Annotated in this window: 11 protein-coding genes and 1 CRISPR repeat array; of the genes, 1 reads left to right on the forward strand and 10 read right to left on the reverse strand. The window is 73.0% G+C overall.

Annotated features, from left to right (window positions below; all coding sequences use genetic code 11):
• Window positions 1-61: 61 nt before the first annotated feature.
• From ACIPYS_RS05325 to ACIPYS_RS05335, 3 genes are all read right to left on the reverse strand, one after another.
• A complete protein-coding gene (locus ACIPYS_RS05325) occupies window positions 62-463 on the reverse strand; it encodes a hypothetical protein (RefSeq protein WP_400743361.1) in 402 nt (133 codons plus the stop codon).
• Window positions 463-8,163 (reverse strand): RHS repeat-associated core domain-containing protein, encoded by a 7,701-nt coding sequence (locus ACIPYS_RS05330; protein WP_400743364.1) that lies wholly within the window; start codon window positions 8,161-8,163, stop codon window positions 463-465. Before ACIPYS_RS05330 ends, ACIPYS_RS05325 begins: the two co-directional genes overlap by 1 nt.
• 227 nt (window positions 8,164-8,390) lie before the next feature.
• On the reverse strand, window positions 8,391-9,164 hold the full coding sequence (locus ACIPYS_RS05335; RefSeq protein ID WP_093865322.1) for a GntR family transcriptional regulator: 774 nt from the start codon (window positions 9,162-9,164) through the stop codon (window positions 8,391-8,393).
• A gap of 285 nt (window positions 9,165-9,449) precedes the next feature.
• Between ACIPYS_RS05335 and ACIPYS_RS05340 the strand changes: the two genes are divergently transcribed.
• A complete protein-coding gene (locus tag ACIPYS_RS05340; RefSeq protein WP_400743366.1) occupies window positions 9,450-10,253 on the forward strand; it encodes an exodeoxyribonuclease III in 804 nt (267 codons plus the stop codon).
• Between the two features lie 289 nt (window positions 10,254-10,542).
• Window positions 10,543-11,059: a CRISPR direct-repeat array (repeat unit 29 nt; unit sequence GGAGCAATCCCCGCGCGTGCGGGGCCGAC).
• A gap of 18 nt (window positions 11,060-11,077) precedes the next feature.
• Here ACIPYS_RS05340 and cas2e read toward each other — a convergent pair.
• The 7 genes from cas2e to casA form a co-directional block, all read right to left on the reverse strand.
• The gene (gene cas2e, locus ACIPYS_RS05345; protein ID WP_400743369.1) at window positions 11,078-11,356 is read right to left on the reverse strand and encodes a type I-E CRISPR-associated endoribonuclease Cas2e; all 279 of its coding nucleotides are present in this window, start codon (window positions 11,354-11,356) and stop codon (window positions 11,078-11,080) included.
• Window positions 11,353-12,375, reverse strand: a complete 1,023-nt coding sequence (cas1e, locus tag ACIPYS_RS05350) for a type I-E CRISPR-associated endonuclease Cas1e (RefSeq protein ID WP_400743372.1) — start codon at window positions 12,373-12,375, stop codon at window positions 11,353-11,355. The genes cas2e and cas1e overlap by 4 nt, the downstream gene beginning before the upstream one ends.
• Before the next feature lie 3 nt (window positions 12,376-12,378).
• The gene (gene cas6e / locus ACIPYS_RS05355) at window positions 12,379-13,152 is read right to left on the reverse strand and encodes a type I-E CRISPR-associated protein Cas6/Cse3/CasE (protein ID WP_400743375.1); all 774 of its coding nucleotides are present in this window, start codon (window positions 13,150-13,152) and stop codon (window positions 12,379-12,381) included.
• 4 nt (window positions 13,153-13,156) lie between these two features.
• On the reverse strand, window positions 13,157-14,005 hold the full coding sequence (gene cas5e, locus ACIPYS_RS05360) for a type I-E CRISPR-associated protein Cas5/CasD (protein ID WP_400743378.1): 849 nt from the start codon (window positions 14,003-14,005) through the stop codon (window positions 13,157-13,159).
• On the reverse strand, window positions 14,005-15,144 hold the full coding sequence (gene cas7e, locus ACIPYS_RS05365; protein WP_400743381.1) for a type I-E CRISPR-associated protein Cas7/Cse4/CasC: 1,140 nt from the start codon (window positions 15,142-15,144) through the stop codon (window positions 14,005-14,007). Before cas7e ends, cas5e begins: the two co-directional genes overlap by 1 nt.
• Window positions 15,145-15,302: 158 nt before the next feature.
• Window positions 15,303-15,905: a type I-E CRISPR-associated protein Cse2/CasB gene (casB, locus tag ACIPYS_RS05370; protein ID WP_400743384.1), complete on the reverse strand. Its 603-nt coding sequence runs from the start codon at window positions 15,903-15,905 to the stop codon at window positions 15,303-15,305.
• Window positions 15,895-17,643, reverse strand: coding sequence for a type I-E CRISPR-associated protein Cse1/CasA (gene casA, locus ACIPYS_RS05375; protein ID WP_400743388.1), 1,749 nt, complete (start codon window positions 17,641-17,643; stop codon window positions 15,895-15,897). The genes casB and casA overlap by 11 nt, the downstream gene beginning before the upstream one ends.
• Window positions 17,644-17,675: the final 32 nt, after the last annotated feature.

Consider the following 17,675-nt stretch of genomic DNA (forward strand, 5'->3'; position numbering starts at 1 on the left):
GCCGGAACGACCGTCCGGTACGGCCGGGCCGGAGTCTCCGGCCCGGCCGTACCGCTCGGGTTCACGCCTGCCCGGCGCCCTCGCCCGCCCCCCGGTCCAGCCCGGCCGCCCAGCGGTCGAAGAGCCGGATGCCTCCACTCCACGGCAGCTCGTCCTCGTAGTCGCACGCGGCGACGGCGAGGTGCCCGGCGTCGTGGAGTCCGGTGAGGATGCGGGCCACCAGACCGACCGTCGCCGACGGCGGCGCGTCGAGGGGTTCGACCTCGACCAGGGCCGGCCACCGGAGGAAGTCCGCGGCGCCCGGGACACCGTCCGGGTTGCCCAGGACGTCGACCTCGATGCCGTCGAAGGTCAGAGAGTCTTCGTCATCGAACGCGGCGCCGAGCAGGGCTCCCAGCAGGCCGACGGCGCGTGCCGGGTCGGCGCCGTGTACGAAGATCTTGCAGTACTCGTAGCGGTCCATCAGGGAACTCCGATGAAGGGCGGGTTGTCGAAGGGGCCGCCGATCCTGATGACCGACAGGTCCACCTTCATTCCCAGTGTCCTCGCCAGCAGCTTGCGCAGACCCTTCATCCCGGCCTCCCCGGCCTGGATCTTGCCCGATTGCGCGGCGCGGTCCCGCGTCTTCTCCTTGGCGCTCCCGGGGTTGGGCGTGCCGAAGCACTCACCGATCAGCTGGTCGAACCGGTCGGAGTCCACCCTGATGGCGAAATCGATGTCCGAGTCCGGGCGGGCCGTGCCGGCCGCCCGGCTCCCCTGCACCACGAGGTCGCCCTCCTGCCCCCGGGGGTGGGCCCGCAGCTGCTCGGCCGCCTCCGCGAACTTCTCCGCGGTGACGCCCTGGGGCAGGATCTCGTCGGCGTCGCAGCTCGGGGCGTCCGCCGTCGGGGGCTTCCTGCCGCCCTGGCCGGCGTCGGCCGGGGTCGGGGTGGGGTCGAGGGCTCCGCCCGGGAGGCGGCCGGCGCCGGCGGTGTCGGTGGGGCAGTCGTCGGCGGGGCCGCCGGTGCCGCAGCCGCGACCGGGGTCGGCGGGGTTGTCGACGTGGGGGTCGGGGCTGTTGGTGTCGGTGGGGACCGGGAGCTGGATCGGGTTGGTGAAGTCGATCAGGGCCTTGCGCAGGGTCTCCCACAGGTGCCGGATGCTGACCTGCGGTCCGCTCTCGGTCCAGGAGCCGTCGGAGTAGTGGGTGGTGATGAAGGTGGTGTCGGTGATCCAGGTGTCGGTACGGGTGTAGAGGTAGGTGTCGTCCCACCAGTGGCTGGTCTCGGTGCGGACGTCCTCGGTGGTGCGCCAGCTGGTGCCGGTCTTGACGACGACCGGCCTGGGCGGGGTCGCCTGCGGGCGGGGCACGTTGGTCCGGGTCGCGGTGATCGTGGTACCGGCGGGCCGCGGCGGGCTCTTGGCGGCCGGGTCGGTGGTGCCGCTGGCACGCGGGCGCTGGACCCGCGGGTCGTCGCGGGGGTCGTAGCGCGGGGAGGTGCCGGTGCCGGTGCCGGTGGAGACCGGGCTGAGGCTGCCGTCGGCGTTGACGATCTCGTAGACGAGGTAGCCGGCCACCGCCACCACGATGACGGTGCCGACCACGATCGCGGCCACGCACCCGGCGGCGCAGACCAGTGCCGCGCCCGCGGCCTCGGCCGCGGTGGCGCCGACCGCGACGACCTCGGCCCCGGCGACGGCGAGGCCCTCCACCGCGGCGGCCCCGGCGGCGTCGGCGGCGGTCACCACGGCCCCGCCGACGGTGCGCAGCACCGCGCCGCCCTCGCCCCACATGGCGGCGAAGGCCTCCTCGGTGAGTTCGATCGCGTGACCGATGCCGCCGAGGACGGAGCCGATGCTGAAGTGGCCGCTGGGGTCCCAGTTGCCGAGCGGGTCGCCGTCGCCGTAGCCGTAGCGGTTGGTGGCGGCGGCGGAGCCGAGGCCGGGGACCCGGTCGTCGCCGGAGGTGAAGCGGCCGGTGCCGGGGTCGTACCAGCGGGCCTGGGCGTGGACGCGGCCGGTGGCGGGGTCGGTCCAACCGCCCTGGAAGCCGAGGCCGGGGGCGGCGCCGGTGGTGGCGGTGGGCTTGCCGAAGGGGCTGTACGAGCGCCCGGCGGCGAGTGCTCCGCTGCCGGTGTCGGTGGTGCCGAGCACGTCGTGGTGGGCGTTGGTGAGCAGGGTGCGGGCGGTGCCGCCGCCGCTCGGGGCCGCGGCGAGCGGGGTGCCGTCGAGCGCCCTGGCGTAGGACCAGCTGCCGTCGGAGTCCGGTTCCTTGGCGAGGCCGGGGTAGGTGAAGGAGGCCGCGCCGGCCGCGCCCGCCGTGGCGGCGGTGAGGCGGTCGAGGGCGTCGTAGGCGTAGGAGCGGCCGTCGACGCCGGTGAGCCGGCCGAGCGCGTCGTAGCGGTTGGTGGAGGACGCGGTGACGGCGCCGGCGGCGTTCTTGGTGGTCGTGGTGGCGAGGGTGCCGCGCGGGGTGAAGGTGTAGCCGGTGGTGGAGCCGTCGGCGGCGGTGGTGGAGGTGAGGCGGTTGCGCGGGTCGTAGGCGGCGGTGCTGGTGCCGGTGGTGGTGTGCTGGGCGGCGGTGCCGGTCCAGTCGGTGACGGAGGTGCGGTTGCCGGCGGCGTCCCAGCCGTAGTCGGTGCCGGTGCCCCTGGTGGTGTCGGTGACCCTGGTGAGGCGTCCGGCCGGGTCGTAGTCGTAGGTCTCGCCGTGCGGGTCGGCGGTGCCGGTGGAGCCGCTGGTGAGCAGTCGGCCGGCCGGGTCCCAGCTGTAGGTGAGCTGGGTGGAGAGGTGGCCGGTGGGGTCGGTGACGGTGTCGGCGGTGACCCGGCCGAGGCCGTCGTAGGCGAGGGTGCGGGTGGGTCCGGCGGTCTGGCCGGCCGTGCGCTTCTCGGTGGTGACCTGGCCCGCGAGGTCGTGGGTGAGGGTGCGGGTGAGGCCGGAGAGGCTGTCGGTGACGGTGCCGAGGTCGGTGTTGCCGCTCCAGGTGTAGCTGACCCGGGCGCCACCGGGGTCGGTCTCGGTGAGCGGGCGGGCGGCGGCGTCGTAGGTGAAGGCGCTGGTGCCGAGCGGGCCCCGGCTGCCGGTCAGCAGGCCGCGGTCGTCCCAGGTGAAGGTCTGGGGGCCGCCGGGGGCGGAGGCGGAGGTGATCCGGCCGGCGAGGTCGTAGCCGAAGGTGCGCGAGGCGTCGCCGTCGCCGCCGGTGCCGGTCTCGGTGGTCAGCCGGCCGAGGCCGTCGTAGCCGAAGGTGCGCCTGACACCGCCGGGTTCGGTGATGCCGGTGACCTGTCCGGCCGCGTCGTAGGCGGTGGTGGTGGTCCGGTCGGCGGCGGACTGGTCGGCGGGGACGGCCGGCAGGGACTCCGTCTCGGCCAGGCCCAGGGTGTTGTACCGCTGGTGGGTGGCGTTGCCGTTGGCGTCGGTGATCCGGGTGAGCCGGCCGAGCAGGTCGTGGCCGAGGCCGGTGACCGGGGCGGAGGCGGCGTCGCCGGGGCGCACGGGCGGGTCGGTGAGCGTGGTGGGCTGGTTGCGGGCGTCGTAGGCGGTGCGCCAGGTCTGGCCGTTCGGGTCGGTGACGCTCACCGTGTTGCCGGCGGCGTCGTAGCCGTAGCCGGTGCGGGCGAGCACGGTGCCGGCGGGGTCGGCGACGGCTTTGGTGGTGGGCCGGCCGGCCAGGTCGTAACCGGTGCTGGAGACGCGGCCGAGCGGGTCGGTGGTGGTGAGCGGGCGGCCCGCGAGGTCGTAGGTCCAGCGGGTGGTGCCGCGCCCCGCCGGGGTGCTGGAGGCCAACTCGCCGAGCTTGTCGTAGGTGTAGGCGGTGGTGGTCGTGCCGAGGGTCTCGGTGAGGACGTCGCCGAAGTCGTCGTGGGTGTAGGTGGTGGTGTACGTGTCGGGGGTGGCGGTGCCGTTGCGGACCACCGAGGTGGCGGAGATCCGCCGGTCCATGCCGTCGTACACGGCGAGGGTCTGGGCGCCGGTGGGGTCGATGACGGACAGGACGTTGCCGTTGTCGTCGCGGCGCACCACGGTGACGCCGGGCGCGGCGCCGGGGGCGGTGGGCGGCAGGGTGGTGCGCACCAGGCGGTCGCGCAGGTCGTAGGTGTACGTGACGGTGCGGCCGAGGGCGTCGGTGTGGGCGGTGGTGTTGCCGTCCGCGTCGTACGTCCACTTCTCGACCGGGTTCAGGGCGGCGGTGGCACCCGGCGGGGTGTAGGCGGGCAGCCGGGTCTCGGTGCGGCGGCCCTGCTGGTCGTACAGGTGGCGGGTGGTCCGGCCGGTCGAGTCCTTGAGGTCGGTGAGTTCGCCGAAGGTGTTGTAGCCGCGGGTGGTGACGGCCTGCCGGGCGGTCGGGGTGGCGCCGGGGGTGCCGTCCTCGACCTGGGCGGCGGGGAGGGTGACGGTGCTGGGGCGGCCGAGCAGGTCGTAGCCGGTGGTGGTGGTGTACGCCGGGTCGGGGCTGCCGGGGGCGCCGGGCTGCGGCATGCCGCGGGGGTCGGTGGAGGCGAGGACGCGGCCGTGGGCGTCGCGCAGGTAGCCGGTGACCAGGGCGGTGCCGGCGTCGGGGCGCACCACGGTACGGGCGAGCTGGCCGGTGGCCTGGTCCCAGACGTTCTCGCGGGTCTCGGTGCGGGTGCCGTCGGTGACGGTGCTCGCGGTGACCAGTCCGGCCCGGTCGTAGGCGGTGGTGGTGGTGCGGTTCAGGCCGCCGGGGTCGGCCGTGGTGCGGGTGGGGCGGTTGGCGGCGTCGTAGGCGTAGGTGGTGGTGCGGGCGTCGGGGCCGTCGCCGCGGACGTCCTTCACCACGTTGCCGGCGTTGTCGTAGGTGAAGGTGTGGAGGGTGATCTCCCGGCTGCTGTTCCCGTCCTGGGCGGTGAGCGAGTACTTCTCGGTGAGCACCAGGTCGTCGGCCGTGTAGGTGTAGGTGACCAGGTGGCCCATCGCGTCGGCGGCGGCGGAGAGCCGGCCGGCCCGGTCGTACCCGAAGGTCTTCAGCCGGACGGCGCGCTTCGGGGGGCCTGCCGTGCCCGGGTCGTCGACGAAGTCCTTGAGGTCGACGGTGGTGAGCCGGCCGTTGACGTCGTAGCCGTAGACGTAGTGGGCGCCGTTGGGACTCCAGCTGTCGGTGATGTTGCCGAGCTGGTCGTACGTCACGCGTTTGGTGGTGACGCCGTCCTGGGCGACGCTGGTGAGCCGGTCCTGGGCGTCGTAGCCGAAGGTGGTGGTGCGCGGGGCGTCACCGCCCTGGGCGGCCGGGGTGAGGTCGCTGACGGTGCGGGTGGCGAGGTTGCCGTCCGCGTCGTAGGTGTAGCCGGTGCGGGCCCGGTGGGTGACCCCGGTGACGGGGTTGGTGACGGCGGGCCCGGTCTCGGTGGCGAGCCGGCCGGCCTGGTCGTAGGTGTAGTCGGTGGCGACGCCCGCGGGGTGGGCGGGGTCGGCGACGGTGCGCGAGGTGACCCGGCCCAGGTCGTCGTGGAAGGTGTTGACGACGCGGCCGGCGGGGTCGGTGACCTGGGTCTGGTCGTTCTCGCCGTTGTAGCCGTAGCGGGTGGTGCGTCCGCCGGCGTCGGTGACGGAGACGGGGACGCCGCAGGCACCGTTCATGCCCGGGCCCTGGTGCCCGGGGTGGATGTCGTTGACGACCGGCTGGGCGAGCACGTCCCGGCAGCCCCACACGGTGGTGGTGACGCCGCCGGTCGGGTCGGTCTCGGTGTTCCGGAAGCCGGCCGTGTTGTAGGTCTGCTCGGTGGTGTGGCCGTTGGCGTCGGTCGACCGCACCGGCAGGCCGTTGCGCGGGTCGCCGGCCCAGGCGGGGTCGAGGTAGTACTCGGTCCGTTCGGTGTACGGCTGGGTCGGGGTGCGGTAGCGGGTGGTGGTGGTGAGTGCCCCGGTGACGTTGTCCCAGCCGTAGCGGACGACGTTGTCGTTCTCGTCGACGAAGGCGGTGAGCCGGCCGAAGGCGTCGTACAGGAACATCCGGGTGCGGCCCGGTGGCGGGGTCGGGGTGCCGTTCCAGCGGTACTCCAGCCGGCCGGCCTGGTTGTACTGGTAGTAGGTGTGCACGCCGCGCGGGTCGGTGCGGTGCACCCGCAGTACCGGCGTCGGCCCGGTGGTGTCGGTGCTGCGGTCGTACGTCCAGCCGTTGTCCACCCCGGTGGCGGAGTTGTCGGCCCTGCCGACGTGCTGGACGAGCGCGCCGTCGTAGCCGATGGTGGTGGAGTTCTCGGCGCGTGCCTGCTGGACCTTGACCAGGCGCTTCGGGCCGCCGTCGGGGCGGGAGGCCTCGTAGCTGTAGGTGGTGCAGCCGCCGCCCGGTGCGCACACCTTGGTGAGGTAGTCCCCGGTGTAGGTGTACGTCCAGGTGAGCGCCCCGGTGCCGGAGAAGCTCGGGCTGGTGGAGACGGTGGTGATGTGGCCGCCGAACCAGCGCAGGTAGAGCCTGCGGTCGGAGCTGGCGTTCACCAGCACCGAGGCGGAGACCTGGCCGCCGCTGTCGTAGGTGCGCTCGAGCTCCACCTTGGCCGAGCCGTGGTCGCGGGTGATCATCCGGACCTTGTCGCCCAGGTAGTAGTCGAGTCCGGCGAGCTTCAGGTGGCCCTGCTCGATCCACTGGCCGACGTTGGTGCCGCCGTACTCGGAGACGAGCGCGCCGTCGGTGTTGCGGCCGAAGTTGACCTTCCGGCCGTCGGCGAGCGCCAGGGTGAAGAGGCCGTTGCCGGCGTCCTTCATGCCCATGTCCCACAGGGAGGACCAGCCGATGCCGAAGGAGCCGTTGGCGGTTCCGGCGCTGTTGTACGTCCGCTGCACCTGGAGGCCGATGCCGGACTGCGGGAAGTCGGCGTCGGTCTCCTGGCTGGTGTAGTTGCCGAGGTAGAGGTTGACGCCGGTCTCGTCCAGCGCGCCCGGGTCCAGGCCGAGCCTGGCGGCGTCGTTCGGCGGCGGGACGACGACGGTGAAGGGGCTCATCCCGCTGAACGGCGAGGTGTAGCCGCTGTCCTGGACCCGCAGGCGCCACCAGTAGGCGGTGTTCCAGCGCAGCGCGCCGGCGGGCGGCGTCCAGTTGGTCAGCACTCCGAAGCTGTTCGGGTGCGCGGGCACGCCCTGCCAGCCCGAGCCCCAGCAGGTGCCCTTGGCCGGGTCGCTGTCGGTGCAGAGCTGGTACTCGACCTGGACGGGCGTGCTGGCGTCGTCGCCGACGAAGGCGGAGAGCGGCTGGGTGAGGGAGGCCACGGTGGCCCCGACGGCGGGCCAGCCGTCGCTCGCGGAGGGTGCGTAGTGCGGCACGGTCAGCGCGGCGGCCTGGGCCGCGGGCACGCCGTAGTGGGAGAAGAAGTACCCGCCGTTGCCGGTGTCCGCCATCTCGTACACCAGCAGGTAGTTGCCCGGGCCGAGGAACGGGACGACGGCGTCGAAGGTGAGGGCGGTCCCGGGGGCGACGTCCGCGGGCAGGGCCGTGAAGGCGGCGGTGTAGTTCAGGAGGGACTGGTCGGCGCGGTAGAGGTGCAGGCCGAGGGACTGGCCGGTGGTGGTCCAGGTGAAGTTCGAGGTGTTGGTGACCGTCAGCCGCAGATAGCCGATCGCGTCGTAGCGCGGGGCCAGGACCAGCTGGCCGACCTGGTAGGAGGCGCCGTAGGTCTGCGCGGCGGCGACCTGCGGGGCGGGGTGTGCTTCGGGGGTGGGCGGGGACGCCGCGGCTGCGGGCGGGGCGGCCAGTTGCTCCAGCGTCAGCGGGGCCGCGGCCGGGCCGGGGGCGGCACGTCGGCGCTTGCCGGTGTCGTCCACCTCCTCCGCCGCCGGGATCCGGTACTCCGGGGCCTTCCGCCCGGCGGCGAGTTCCTCGGCCCGCTCGGCGTGCTCGGTGGCGTCGGGGGCGGCCGGCGGGCCCGGCGCGGGCCGCGGCGGCTGCCGCGCGGCCTCGACCTCGGCCTCGATCCCGGCCCGCTCCCGGGCGAGCGGGCTGTCGTCCGGTGCCCGCTCCTGCGTCGGCGGCGGATCGACGGTCCGCGCGTCGGCGCCGACCTTGCCCGGCGGCAGCGGCGCGGAGAGCACCGCGCGCTCCCGGCCCACCGCCCAGGCCGCGGTCGGCGGAACGCCGAGGCCGACGGCGATCAGCGCGAGGATCAGTAACTGGACCGCCCGGCGTCCGGCCGGGCTGTCGACGATCGTGCGGTACCAGTGCGTGTTCATGGACCCCACCCCTGAATCAACGGACACTCGGGTTTCGCGCGGCAGTTCGGGTCGTACGGAGATCGTCCGTAACCTACCGACCCTTGTGCCGGGCGCCCAGGGGCGACCCCGAACGGTTGTCCCTCGTTCAGGAACCCGTGATCCGCCCCTCTCCCACGCACGAAACGGCCCGGGCCCGGACGCCTGTACGGCGTTCGGGCCCGGGCCTGAGGGTTTTCGGGAGTGGATCAGGAGGCGGCGGCACCCACGGGGGTGGCGCCGACGGGGGTGACCTCGACGAGGCCGGTCTCGCCGAAGGTGAGCTTGCAGGTGTCCGCGCGGTAGGTGGCGACGGCGAGCGCGACGAGCCGGCCGGCGGCGGCGTACTGGGTGGTCATCACCAGGACCGGCGAGCCGGGCGGGCGCTCCAGCAGGGCGGCCTCCTCGGCCTCGGCGACACCCAGCTCGACCGAGCGGGACTCGCCGTCGACCTCCAGGCGCTCCAGCTGGCGCAGCACCGAGCGGGCGCGGTCGCTCTCGGCGCGGAAACCGGGCAGGTGCGGCAGCACGGCGGCCGGCACGTGCAGCGACTCGGAGGCCATGCTCTGCCCCTGGACCAGCCGGACCCGGCGGACGGTGTGCACGGGCGCGCCCTCGGGGACGCCGAGCGCCGCGGCCAGCCGACGGGTGGCCGGGGCGGTGGTGCAGTCCACCGCGCGCCAGGCCTGGCTGCGGGCGGCGCCGGGCCAGCCCTCCTCCTGCCGGTTCACCGGGACGCCGACCCTGGGGGCGGCGATCAGGGTGCCGATGCCGCGCCGACGGACCAGGCGGCCCTCCAGCTCCAGCTGGTCGAGCGCCTGCCGGAGCGTGGCCCGGGCGACACCGAAGCGGGCGGAGAGCTCGCGCTCGTTGGGGAGGATCTGGCCGGTGGAGAACTCCGTGTCGATGGCGCGGAGCAGCACCGTGCGCAGGTGCCAGTACTTCGGCTCCGGAACCGCCGCGAGCTGCCCTGTCGTTCCCACCATGTCCTCCACCCGGTTTTCTTCCGCTGTGCCCGACCGTGACCGAAAGAGGTCGGTTCCGGCCCGCTGCCCGCTGTTGCGGCAGGTGGGAGAGCGGGCTTTTTCCGTCCTTCTTTATTAAAGGTCTTTGCAGTAAGTGACCCTAGGGGCTCGATCGGGAGATGGTCAAGACCAATGGCGCCCCCCGGCACGACCGACCCACAGTTTCATGGTGCGTTCACGCCAAGCACCCAAGCGGACGCGTCGCATCCCGCCCCTGTCAGTGCCACTCGGTAGGCTGCCCGGGTGATCGTGGTGACGAGTGTGAATGTGAACGGAATCCGGGCAGCGGCCAAGAAGGGCTTCATCGAGTGGCTCGCCGCCACCGAGGCGGACGTGGTCTGCCTGCAGGAGGTGCGCTCCGAGCCCGAGCAGCTCCCGGTGGAACTGCGCGACCTGGACGGCTGGCACACGGTGTGGGCCCCGGCCGCCACCAAGGGCCGGGCCGGCGTCGCCGTCCTCTCCCGCCGGGAGCCGAGCCGGACGGCCGTCGGGTTCGAATCGGCGGAATTCGACAATTCGGGCAGGTATGTCGAAATCGATCTGCCGGGCCTGACCGTGGCCAGCCTCTACCTCCCCTCCGGAGAAGTCGGCACCGAGCGCCAGGAGGAGAAGGAACGCTTCATGGCGGAGTTCCTCCTCCACCTTCAGAAACTCCGCACCCGCGCCGCCGCCGACGGCCGCGAGGTCGTGGTCTGCGGCGACTGGAACATCGCCCACCGCCCCGAGGACCTCAAGAACTGGAAGGCCAACCAGAAGGCCGCCGGCTTCCTCCCCGAGGAGCGCGCCTGGCTCTCCCGCGTCTACGACGAGGCCGGCTACGTCGACGTCGTCCGCCGCCTCCACCCCGACCGCACCGGCCCCTACTCCTGGTGGTCCTACCGGGGCCGCGCCTTCGACAACGACTCGGGCTGGCGCATCGACCTCCAGGTCGCCACCCCCGCCCTGGCCGACCGGGCCGTCGAAGCCTACGTCGAGCGCGCCGAGACCCACGCGGAGCGGTGGAGCGACCACGCACCGGTGACGGCGGTCTACGACCTGGAGGTCTGACGGGCTCCGGGAGGCGCCTCAGCGGCTCCCGGAGGGCGTTGCGACAGCGGCCCTGCTGGCGTGCTCCCCCGGTGGAGCACGCCGGCAGGGCCGCCGCATACGGAACCGACGCCGGACGGGACCCCGCACCGGGAACGTCCCCATGAAGGTCCCGAAACCTCCGGCCAGATCGAGAGACCGGCGGCCAGCGGCACGGTCGATCCATCGGGCGAAGGCGTTCAGGACACGAGTTCCCGCGACATCACGTGGCCACCGACCAGCGGCGCAACCCTCGAGCACAGGTCCGCTCGGAGCCATCCCCGCGCGTGCGGGGCCGACCGTTGGACGGCGTTCTGCCGCTCGTCCAACCGCGAGCAATCCCCGCGCCCGCGGGGCCGACTTTTTCGGAGCGCTCCCCCCGGCTGCTGTGCTGGAGCAATCCTTGCGTGTGTGGGGCCGACGGGCGAGCTCCGGGTGACGGACCGGCCCCAGGGGAGCAATCCCCGCGCATGCGGGGCCGACGAGCCGTCCGGCGGCCCGGCCCTGCTCGGCCAGGAGCAATCCCCGCGCGTGCGGGGCCGACCGGGTGGAGGCGTTCAGCAAGGCATGCGCGGTGGAGCAATCCCCGCGCGTGCGGGGCCGACTACAAGTTGGATCGCTTTACGCGAATGGGCGCAGAGCAATCCCCGCGCGTGCGGGGCCGACAACTTGCCGACTTCGTTGGCGGCCGGCGGGACGGAGCAATCCCCGCGCGTGCGGGGCCGACAGGGGCACCGGCTTGGAGCCGATGACCTGGCCGGAGCAATCCCCGCGCGTGCGGGGCCGACACTTCGTGACCTGCGAGTTTATCGGCGCAAGCGGGCTGAGAGAATCAGTCCGTCGAAGTCGACGGGCGTCCAGCGATCCTTCCCCGCCGTGCGGACGGTCCAGCCCTGCTCGTTGGTGGCGGGTTCGACGAGGACGGCCTGGCCGTCGCCGATTCGGGTGGCGAGGAGGTCCCAGAGACGGTCTCGAATGCGGCGGCTCGGGGTGCCGACGAAGACGCCGGCGTTGACTTCGACCATCCAGCGGGTGAGGTGTCCGCGGAGGCCTTCGGAGGCTGCGATGAGGATGATGACGGTCATGGGCTGCTCGTGTCCTGGGTGAACTCCGGTCCGATGATGGCCAGATGGTCGTCGCCCATGCCCGGGTCGGAGACGCCGGGCGCCGGTGTGCCTTCGGTGCCGGACCAGTTGACGCCGCCCTGGACGGTGCCGGCGCGTTCGTCCCAGAGTTCGTTGACCTCGGTGTCGGGCATATCAGCGCCCTCGGGAGTGAGGAGGGTCTTGACGTCGTTGACGATGCGGCCGAGCAACTTGTCCTGCGCGATGCGGTCCCGTAGCCCGAGGCGGGCGTCGCGTTCCTCGGTGTGGCCCTGCTGGGCGAGGTCAAAGGCCAAGGGGATGGTGTATTCGGCTTTGTAGAGGTCGGCGATGTCGAGGACGAACGAGGTCGCCAGGCCGGTGTGGACGAAGCCGAGGCCGGGGCTGGCGCCCAGGCCGGTGATGACGGCGTGGCAGATGCCGTAGAGCGCGGCGTTGGCCGCCGACAGGAGGCGGTTCAGGTCGTCGCCCGCAGCGTGGGCGTCGCCGGCCTTGTAGACGCGGCCGTTCCACGCAACCCCGGTCCGGCGCGACTCGGCCTGGTAGAGCTTGCGGATGCGAGCGCCCTCGCGGCCGCGCAACTGTTGCATGGTCGCCGCACTCACGTCCTCCCCGGGGAACCGCATGCGGTACATGTTCCGGGCGACGGCGAGGCGTTCCTTGGTGCGGCTGACCAGCCAGGCCTGTCGGTTGAGCAGGGCCGCGCCGCGGCTGGGGCCGAGACCCGCGGCGTACATGCGCACGCCCTGTTCGCCGACCCAGCACACGGTGGTGCCCGAATCGGCGAGGAGGTTGACGGCGCCGTGGGTGATACGGGTACCCGGGCCGAGGAGCATGACGGCGACCATGGCGGCGGGGACACGGACGGTCTCACGCTTGTTGATGACGACGACGGCGTTCTCGTCACGGTCGATGTGGCTGCGCTCGACGTAGACGCTGGAGACGCGGTCGGCGAGGCGGTGCAGGTCGTGGGGGTGGGCTTTCCACCAGATGTCGGCCACCGGTCAGCGCGTCCCTGTCGACAGCGGCGCGAGGGTGAGCAGACCGCAGCCGTAGGCCTTGGACGGGCCGATGCCGCCGAGGAGGGTGGCCTGCAGCAGACCGGGGTCGGTGATGCGCAGGTGCCCCTCGAAGGTGGCGGTGGTGAGGGTGACGGGGGTGCGGGTGCCGGGCTTGGTGAAGGTGCTGCGGCTGCGGTCGGTGATCCTCACCTCCCGCGCGGGCTGCGCATCCGCGGGGGTGTCCGGGTCAGCCGGTTCGAGGCCCGGTGCGGGGAGGTCGGTGCGGGCCTCGGGAACGGTGAAGCCCCATCGGGTGGTGCGGTCCAGGAACCAGGTGAGCTGTTGGGCGGCGGTGCGATGGGCCATGCGGTAGGAGCGGTGGCGCAGTTCCGCTTCGGTCCTGTTGCGGTGCGGGCTCGCCTTGTCGGGCTTGGACGTGTTCTGGACGGGGCTGGCCTTGAGCCGGAAGGCGAACTCGCGGCCGACGGCGAGCTGGGCGAGCAGCGGGCTGTAGTCGCGGACGGCGTAGTGCTCGCCGTCCGCGTCGGGCCATCCGGCCTTCTCGACGAGATGGGTCCAGTCCGGTTTGGACGGGGTGAGGACCAGCAGCACGGGCCTGCGCGGGTGGTCGGTGTCCAGGCGCCACAGGGTCCGGTCGCCGGGAGCGACATCGGGAGTTCCGGCCGTGACGGCGCCGTGCAGGGCGCGGGGGTTGGCGAGAAGGGTGCGGCTGGCGGCCCGCAGGGGGTTGATACGGACGCGGGAGAGGTAGGTCATGGGATCACCAGCCCAGCAGGGCGAACGGGTCGTGGCCGCCGGCCGCGTCGGCCGGCCTGGTCGGTGCGGCGGGGGCCGGGAAGCCGGTGGCGACGGAGAGCCATGTGTGGCGGATCCGCCGGGTGGAGAAGCCGCGTTCGCGGGGGGCGAAGGAGCGCGGCACGTCCTGCGCGGTGTCCTCGCCGGACGGGTCGTCGAAAGTGGCGGCCAGGTCGATCCGCTGCGGCGAGAACGGCTCCGGTGCCCGCTCGGCCCGTCGCCGGTAGGCGTTCCTCGCGGCATCGCCCGCCTGCCAGGGCTCCTCGGCGAGGACGGATTCCAGGGTGCCGTCGCGCATCGCGCCGAGGGCGATCGGCTGGGTGGGGACGCAGGAGCGGCGACCGAGGGCGAGCGGGAACGCGGGGCGGCGGATCGCCTCCGCGAGTGCCGTGACGAGGGCGGCCGGGCCCTGGACGGCGACGACGAACACCGCGTCCTGGAGGTAGTAACGGTGGGTGACGTGGGTGTCCTTCGCCGGGGAGGTCGGCTTCTGTGCCCCCTTGGCATTGACGCCGGCCTGCGGCAACGGACGACCGCGGTAGTCGCTGACGGTGTGGTAGTCGCGCAGCAGGGTTCCCGGCTGGTCGATGCGCACGCCGAGACTCAGTCCGACCAGATCGGTGATGTCGGCTTCGCGCGCTCGGCCCGCGGCGGCGGCGAGGAGGCCGACGACGCCGGACTTGGTCGGCTGGGGGCGGCTGTCGCGGCGGTTGAAGGCGCTGCGGTCGCCCCAGGACTGGAGCGGGCCGGCCAGGCGCAGGACGAGGACCGCCTGCTCCTCGTCCGGGCGCGCGGGGGTGAGGTCCGCGGGCATCAGTTGCCGTTCACCTGCTCGGTGAGGGCCTCGCGCAGGCCGTCGCGCAGCGCGGCGAAGGTGCGGTTCGCCCCGAACGCCTCCGCCAGTTCCGATCCGGTCTCGTCGGTGTCGGCGCCGAGGGTGTGGCAGATGCCGACGTACAGCGGGGTGTCGCCCCACTGTCCGGTCGCGGTGGCGTACTCCGCGGCGAGGCGGCGTGCGGACTCGGCGACGATGCCGTGGCTCGCCGGGACGGCGTTCTCGTAGGCGGAGACGAGGTTCACGGGCTGGTCGGTGCGGACGACGACGGCGACCAGGCTGGGGCGGGTGCGGTGGGCGAAGGAGTTGCCGTAGCCGGTGGGCATGGAGCGGGCGAAGGAGTCGACGAACAGGTCGACGGCGTCGACGGCGGCCTTGTCGTCGCCGAGGTTGTCGCGCAGCTGGTGCAGGCCGACGGTGGCGTACCGGTAGAGGGTCGCGGAGTTGAATCCGATGGTGCCGATCATGCCGGCACCGGTCTCGTCGGCGGCGTTCTCGTCGTCGACGGCCGTGTAGTAGTCGAATTCGAGCTCGGCGGCGTGGGTGGACAGGGCGTGGGCGACCTGGGTGGCGGCGTCGACGTTGAGGCCGGGGATGTCCGCGACCATGCGGCCGAAGAGCGCGACGTCGGCCGGGTGACCGCTCTGCAGCTGTTCCTTGACCGGGAGAGCCTTGACGGCCTCGTCGAGCGCCTTGGCGTCGAGGGCGGCGAGGTCGGTGGCGGTGTCGGCGACCAGGTCGACGATGCCGTCCAACTGGCGGCGCCCGTAGAAGAGGAGATAGGCGGTGTCGCCCTCCTTCTTGCCGGCGGAGATCCCGGTCGCCTTGATCAGCGCGTCGGCGATCCGCCGGGTGTCCTCCGCGGCGACGCCGGTGCGCTCGGCGATGCCCTTGGCGAGCTGGGAGGCGATCCGCTTGGTGCGGGTGGCGAGGTCCTGCCGGTCGCGGCTCTCGGCGAAGTGCATGCGGGTGGCACGCTTCCAGGCCTGGGAGGAGACGCGGGAGCGGCGCTTGCCGCCGTAGTAGGCCTCCTTGGGATTGCCGTTGTCGTCCCGGTTGAGGTTCGCCGGCGGGACGGTCTGCAGGATGTGCACGTCGATGTAGAGGCGGCCGGTCATGCGCTACTCCTCGGAGGACGTCGGTTCAGGTGGCGGGGCGGTTCAGGCGGCAGGGCAGGTCGTTCGGCGGGCGGTTCAGGCGGCGGGGCAGGTCATTCGGCGGGCGGTTCAGGCGGCGGGGCAGGTCATTCGGCGGGCGGTTCAGGCGGCGGGGCAGGTCATTCGGCGGGCGCCTTCTCCTTCCACGCCTGGTAGCCGACAGCCCACTTGAGGCGGATCTGCGGGCGCCGGTCGGTGTGGTGCCAGGCCCGGATGTCGGCCATCAGGTGGTTGTAGTCCAGCGGCTGCCCGATCGTGCGCAGTTGGGTGACCAGGCCGCGCAGGTGGACCAGTAGTGCGGACACGCTGGTGGCGCCGGCGAGTTGGGCGACCCGCGTGTCGAGCGCATCCTCGCTGAACCTGCCGCTTCGGCGCAGGGCACGCAGCGCCTGGCCGAGCTTGACGCCGCGGCGGTGCATCGGCGTGGACTGGCTCTGCTGGTGGAGGCCGAACAGGGCCAGGGCGGCGTGCTCGGCCTTCTGCTCGTCGGACACCTCGTCGCGCAGCGCGAGCCAGTCGTCGACCTCGCAGCTGTAGAGCGGCCACATCCTGGGGCTGTCCATGGCCGGCCGTCCGAGGCCGGAGCGCATGGCCGCGAGGTCCTCGCCCGGCGGCCGGCCCGGTTGTCCGGTGCGGGGGTCGATGCGCCAGGTGTGGTCGGGAGCGGTGTACCTCTCCCAGTACGGGCGCCGCTGGACCGGTAGCTTCTGCTCAGTGGTCAAAGTCCGCTCCAAGATCCGGGTCGTGGTCGGGGCCGGGGCCGATCTCGGCCTCGCGGGCAGCGGCGGCCTGCCGCAGAGCGTCGGTCCAGCGGGGCAGGATCTCGTCCAGTTGCCGACGGAAGTTGGCGCCGGCCGCGCCGAGACTGTAGGACCGCGTCCTGCCCGCCTTGCCTGCCTTGGCCGCCTCGCCCGCCTTGCCCGGCTGCTCAAGAGTGCGACCGCCGAACGTGGCGGCGGGCGCGGCCAGCAGAAGGGCGTCCGCCGCCTCCCGCGCGTGGCGATGAGCGACCTCCTCCCAGGCGAGCCGACCCTGGTGGAGCTGTTCCTCGTCGTCCCCCGCGCCGCGGACGCCCGCAAGCAGGCGGCGCACCAGCGGGTCGAGCAGGTGCAGGAGGAACTCACCGGGGCGCTGGCCCTTGTCCCAGGGAACGGGCTCCGCCCCCGCGGCGCGGCGCAGGTCGGCGGAGAGGTTGTTGACGGCTCTCGCCAGTTGCTCCGCCTGCTCGGCCACGTCCAGCAGCAGTTCGTGGGCTTCGCTGTCCTGGTGGAGGGCGAGCAGGGAGAGCGGGATGGAGTCGTGGAGGACGTCCTCCACCACGGCCGACTGGGTGCCGTACACCATGCCGAAGGTCTCGACCTGGAGCGGGTAGTCGGCGTCGAGGCTGCCGATCTCCCGCAGACCGCTGATCTCGTCGAGCAGGACGCTGGTCTCGAAGGCGCCTTCCGGGCCCTGCCGGGTCGCCGAGAGGAGGGCGTCCAGTCCGCGCCACGCGGCCTTGCCCTGGGTGTGGCGGCGCGGTCGGCGCTCGGGGCGTGCCGTGGCGGACTTCTTCGCCGGAGCCGTGAACGTCCAGGCGGTGTGCGGCTCCCGCTCGGGCATGGGCGTGAGGCGGTCGCCGGCGCTGATGACCACACGGGCCACCCTCAGCTGCCCGCTTCCGTCCTCGTGCGGGACGAGCCGGATGCGGCGGGCCTGCCAGGTCCACAGGTCGAGCAGTCCCTCGGCCGCGCGGGGCTTCCAGGCCGGGCCGTGCGGGCCACGAAGCCACTGCGGGACGCCGAGGACGGTGGGCGGGGTGACGGGCAGGTTCAGCAGGAGGGTCTCGTACAGGGTGCGCCCGGTGGGGACGATGACGCCGAGCTGACCGAGCGGACCGGTGGGATTACCGGTGGTCTTGCCCGCCTTGACCTGGTCGTCGCCGACGACGCCGGTCTTGATGGCCGCCGTGTCCCAGCAGTGGGCGTGGACGAGCCAGTGGGCGGCCTGGGCCGGTGTCAGGTCGAGCGGGTCTGCGTCGGTGCGGCTGGCGAACAGCGGGACGTTGTTGCCGCTCGCCGCGGTCGCCACGAGGGCGGCGGAGCCCTTGGTCTCGCCCTTGGCGGTGCGCAGCCCGGCGACCTGGCCGAACGGGTTCTTCGGGTCGAAGAGGTCGAACTGCGCGCGGTGCTCGTCGAGATAGGTCTCGAGGAGCTTGCGCTCGCCCTCCGTGAAACCGTGCTTCTGTGCGAGCCGTTCGCCCTTCTCGTCGAGGGTTCGGGGCGCTCCGGTGGCGTGGGCGACGACGGGCAGCAGGACCTGGCGCAGGACGGCCGGGAGCTGGGTGGAGAACTCGACGACGAGGCCCTCGAACTCGTGGGCCCGGGCCAGGACCTCGGCGATGCCCAGCCGAACAGGAGGCCCTCCGTCCATGGGCCGCGCCATCAGCCACGGTCCATCGACGAGGTTGTACCCAGGCACGTACTGATCTCCCAACTAGCCTTGTTTAGACT

This window comes from Kitasatospora sp. NPDC089913, from assembly GCF_044748625.1.
GTDB lineage: Bacteria > Actinomycetota > Actinomycetes > Streptomycetales > Streptomycetaceae > Kitasatospora.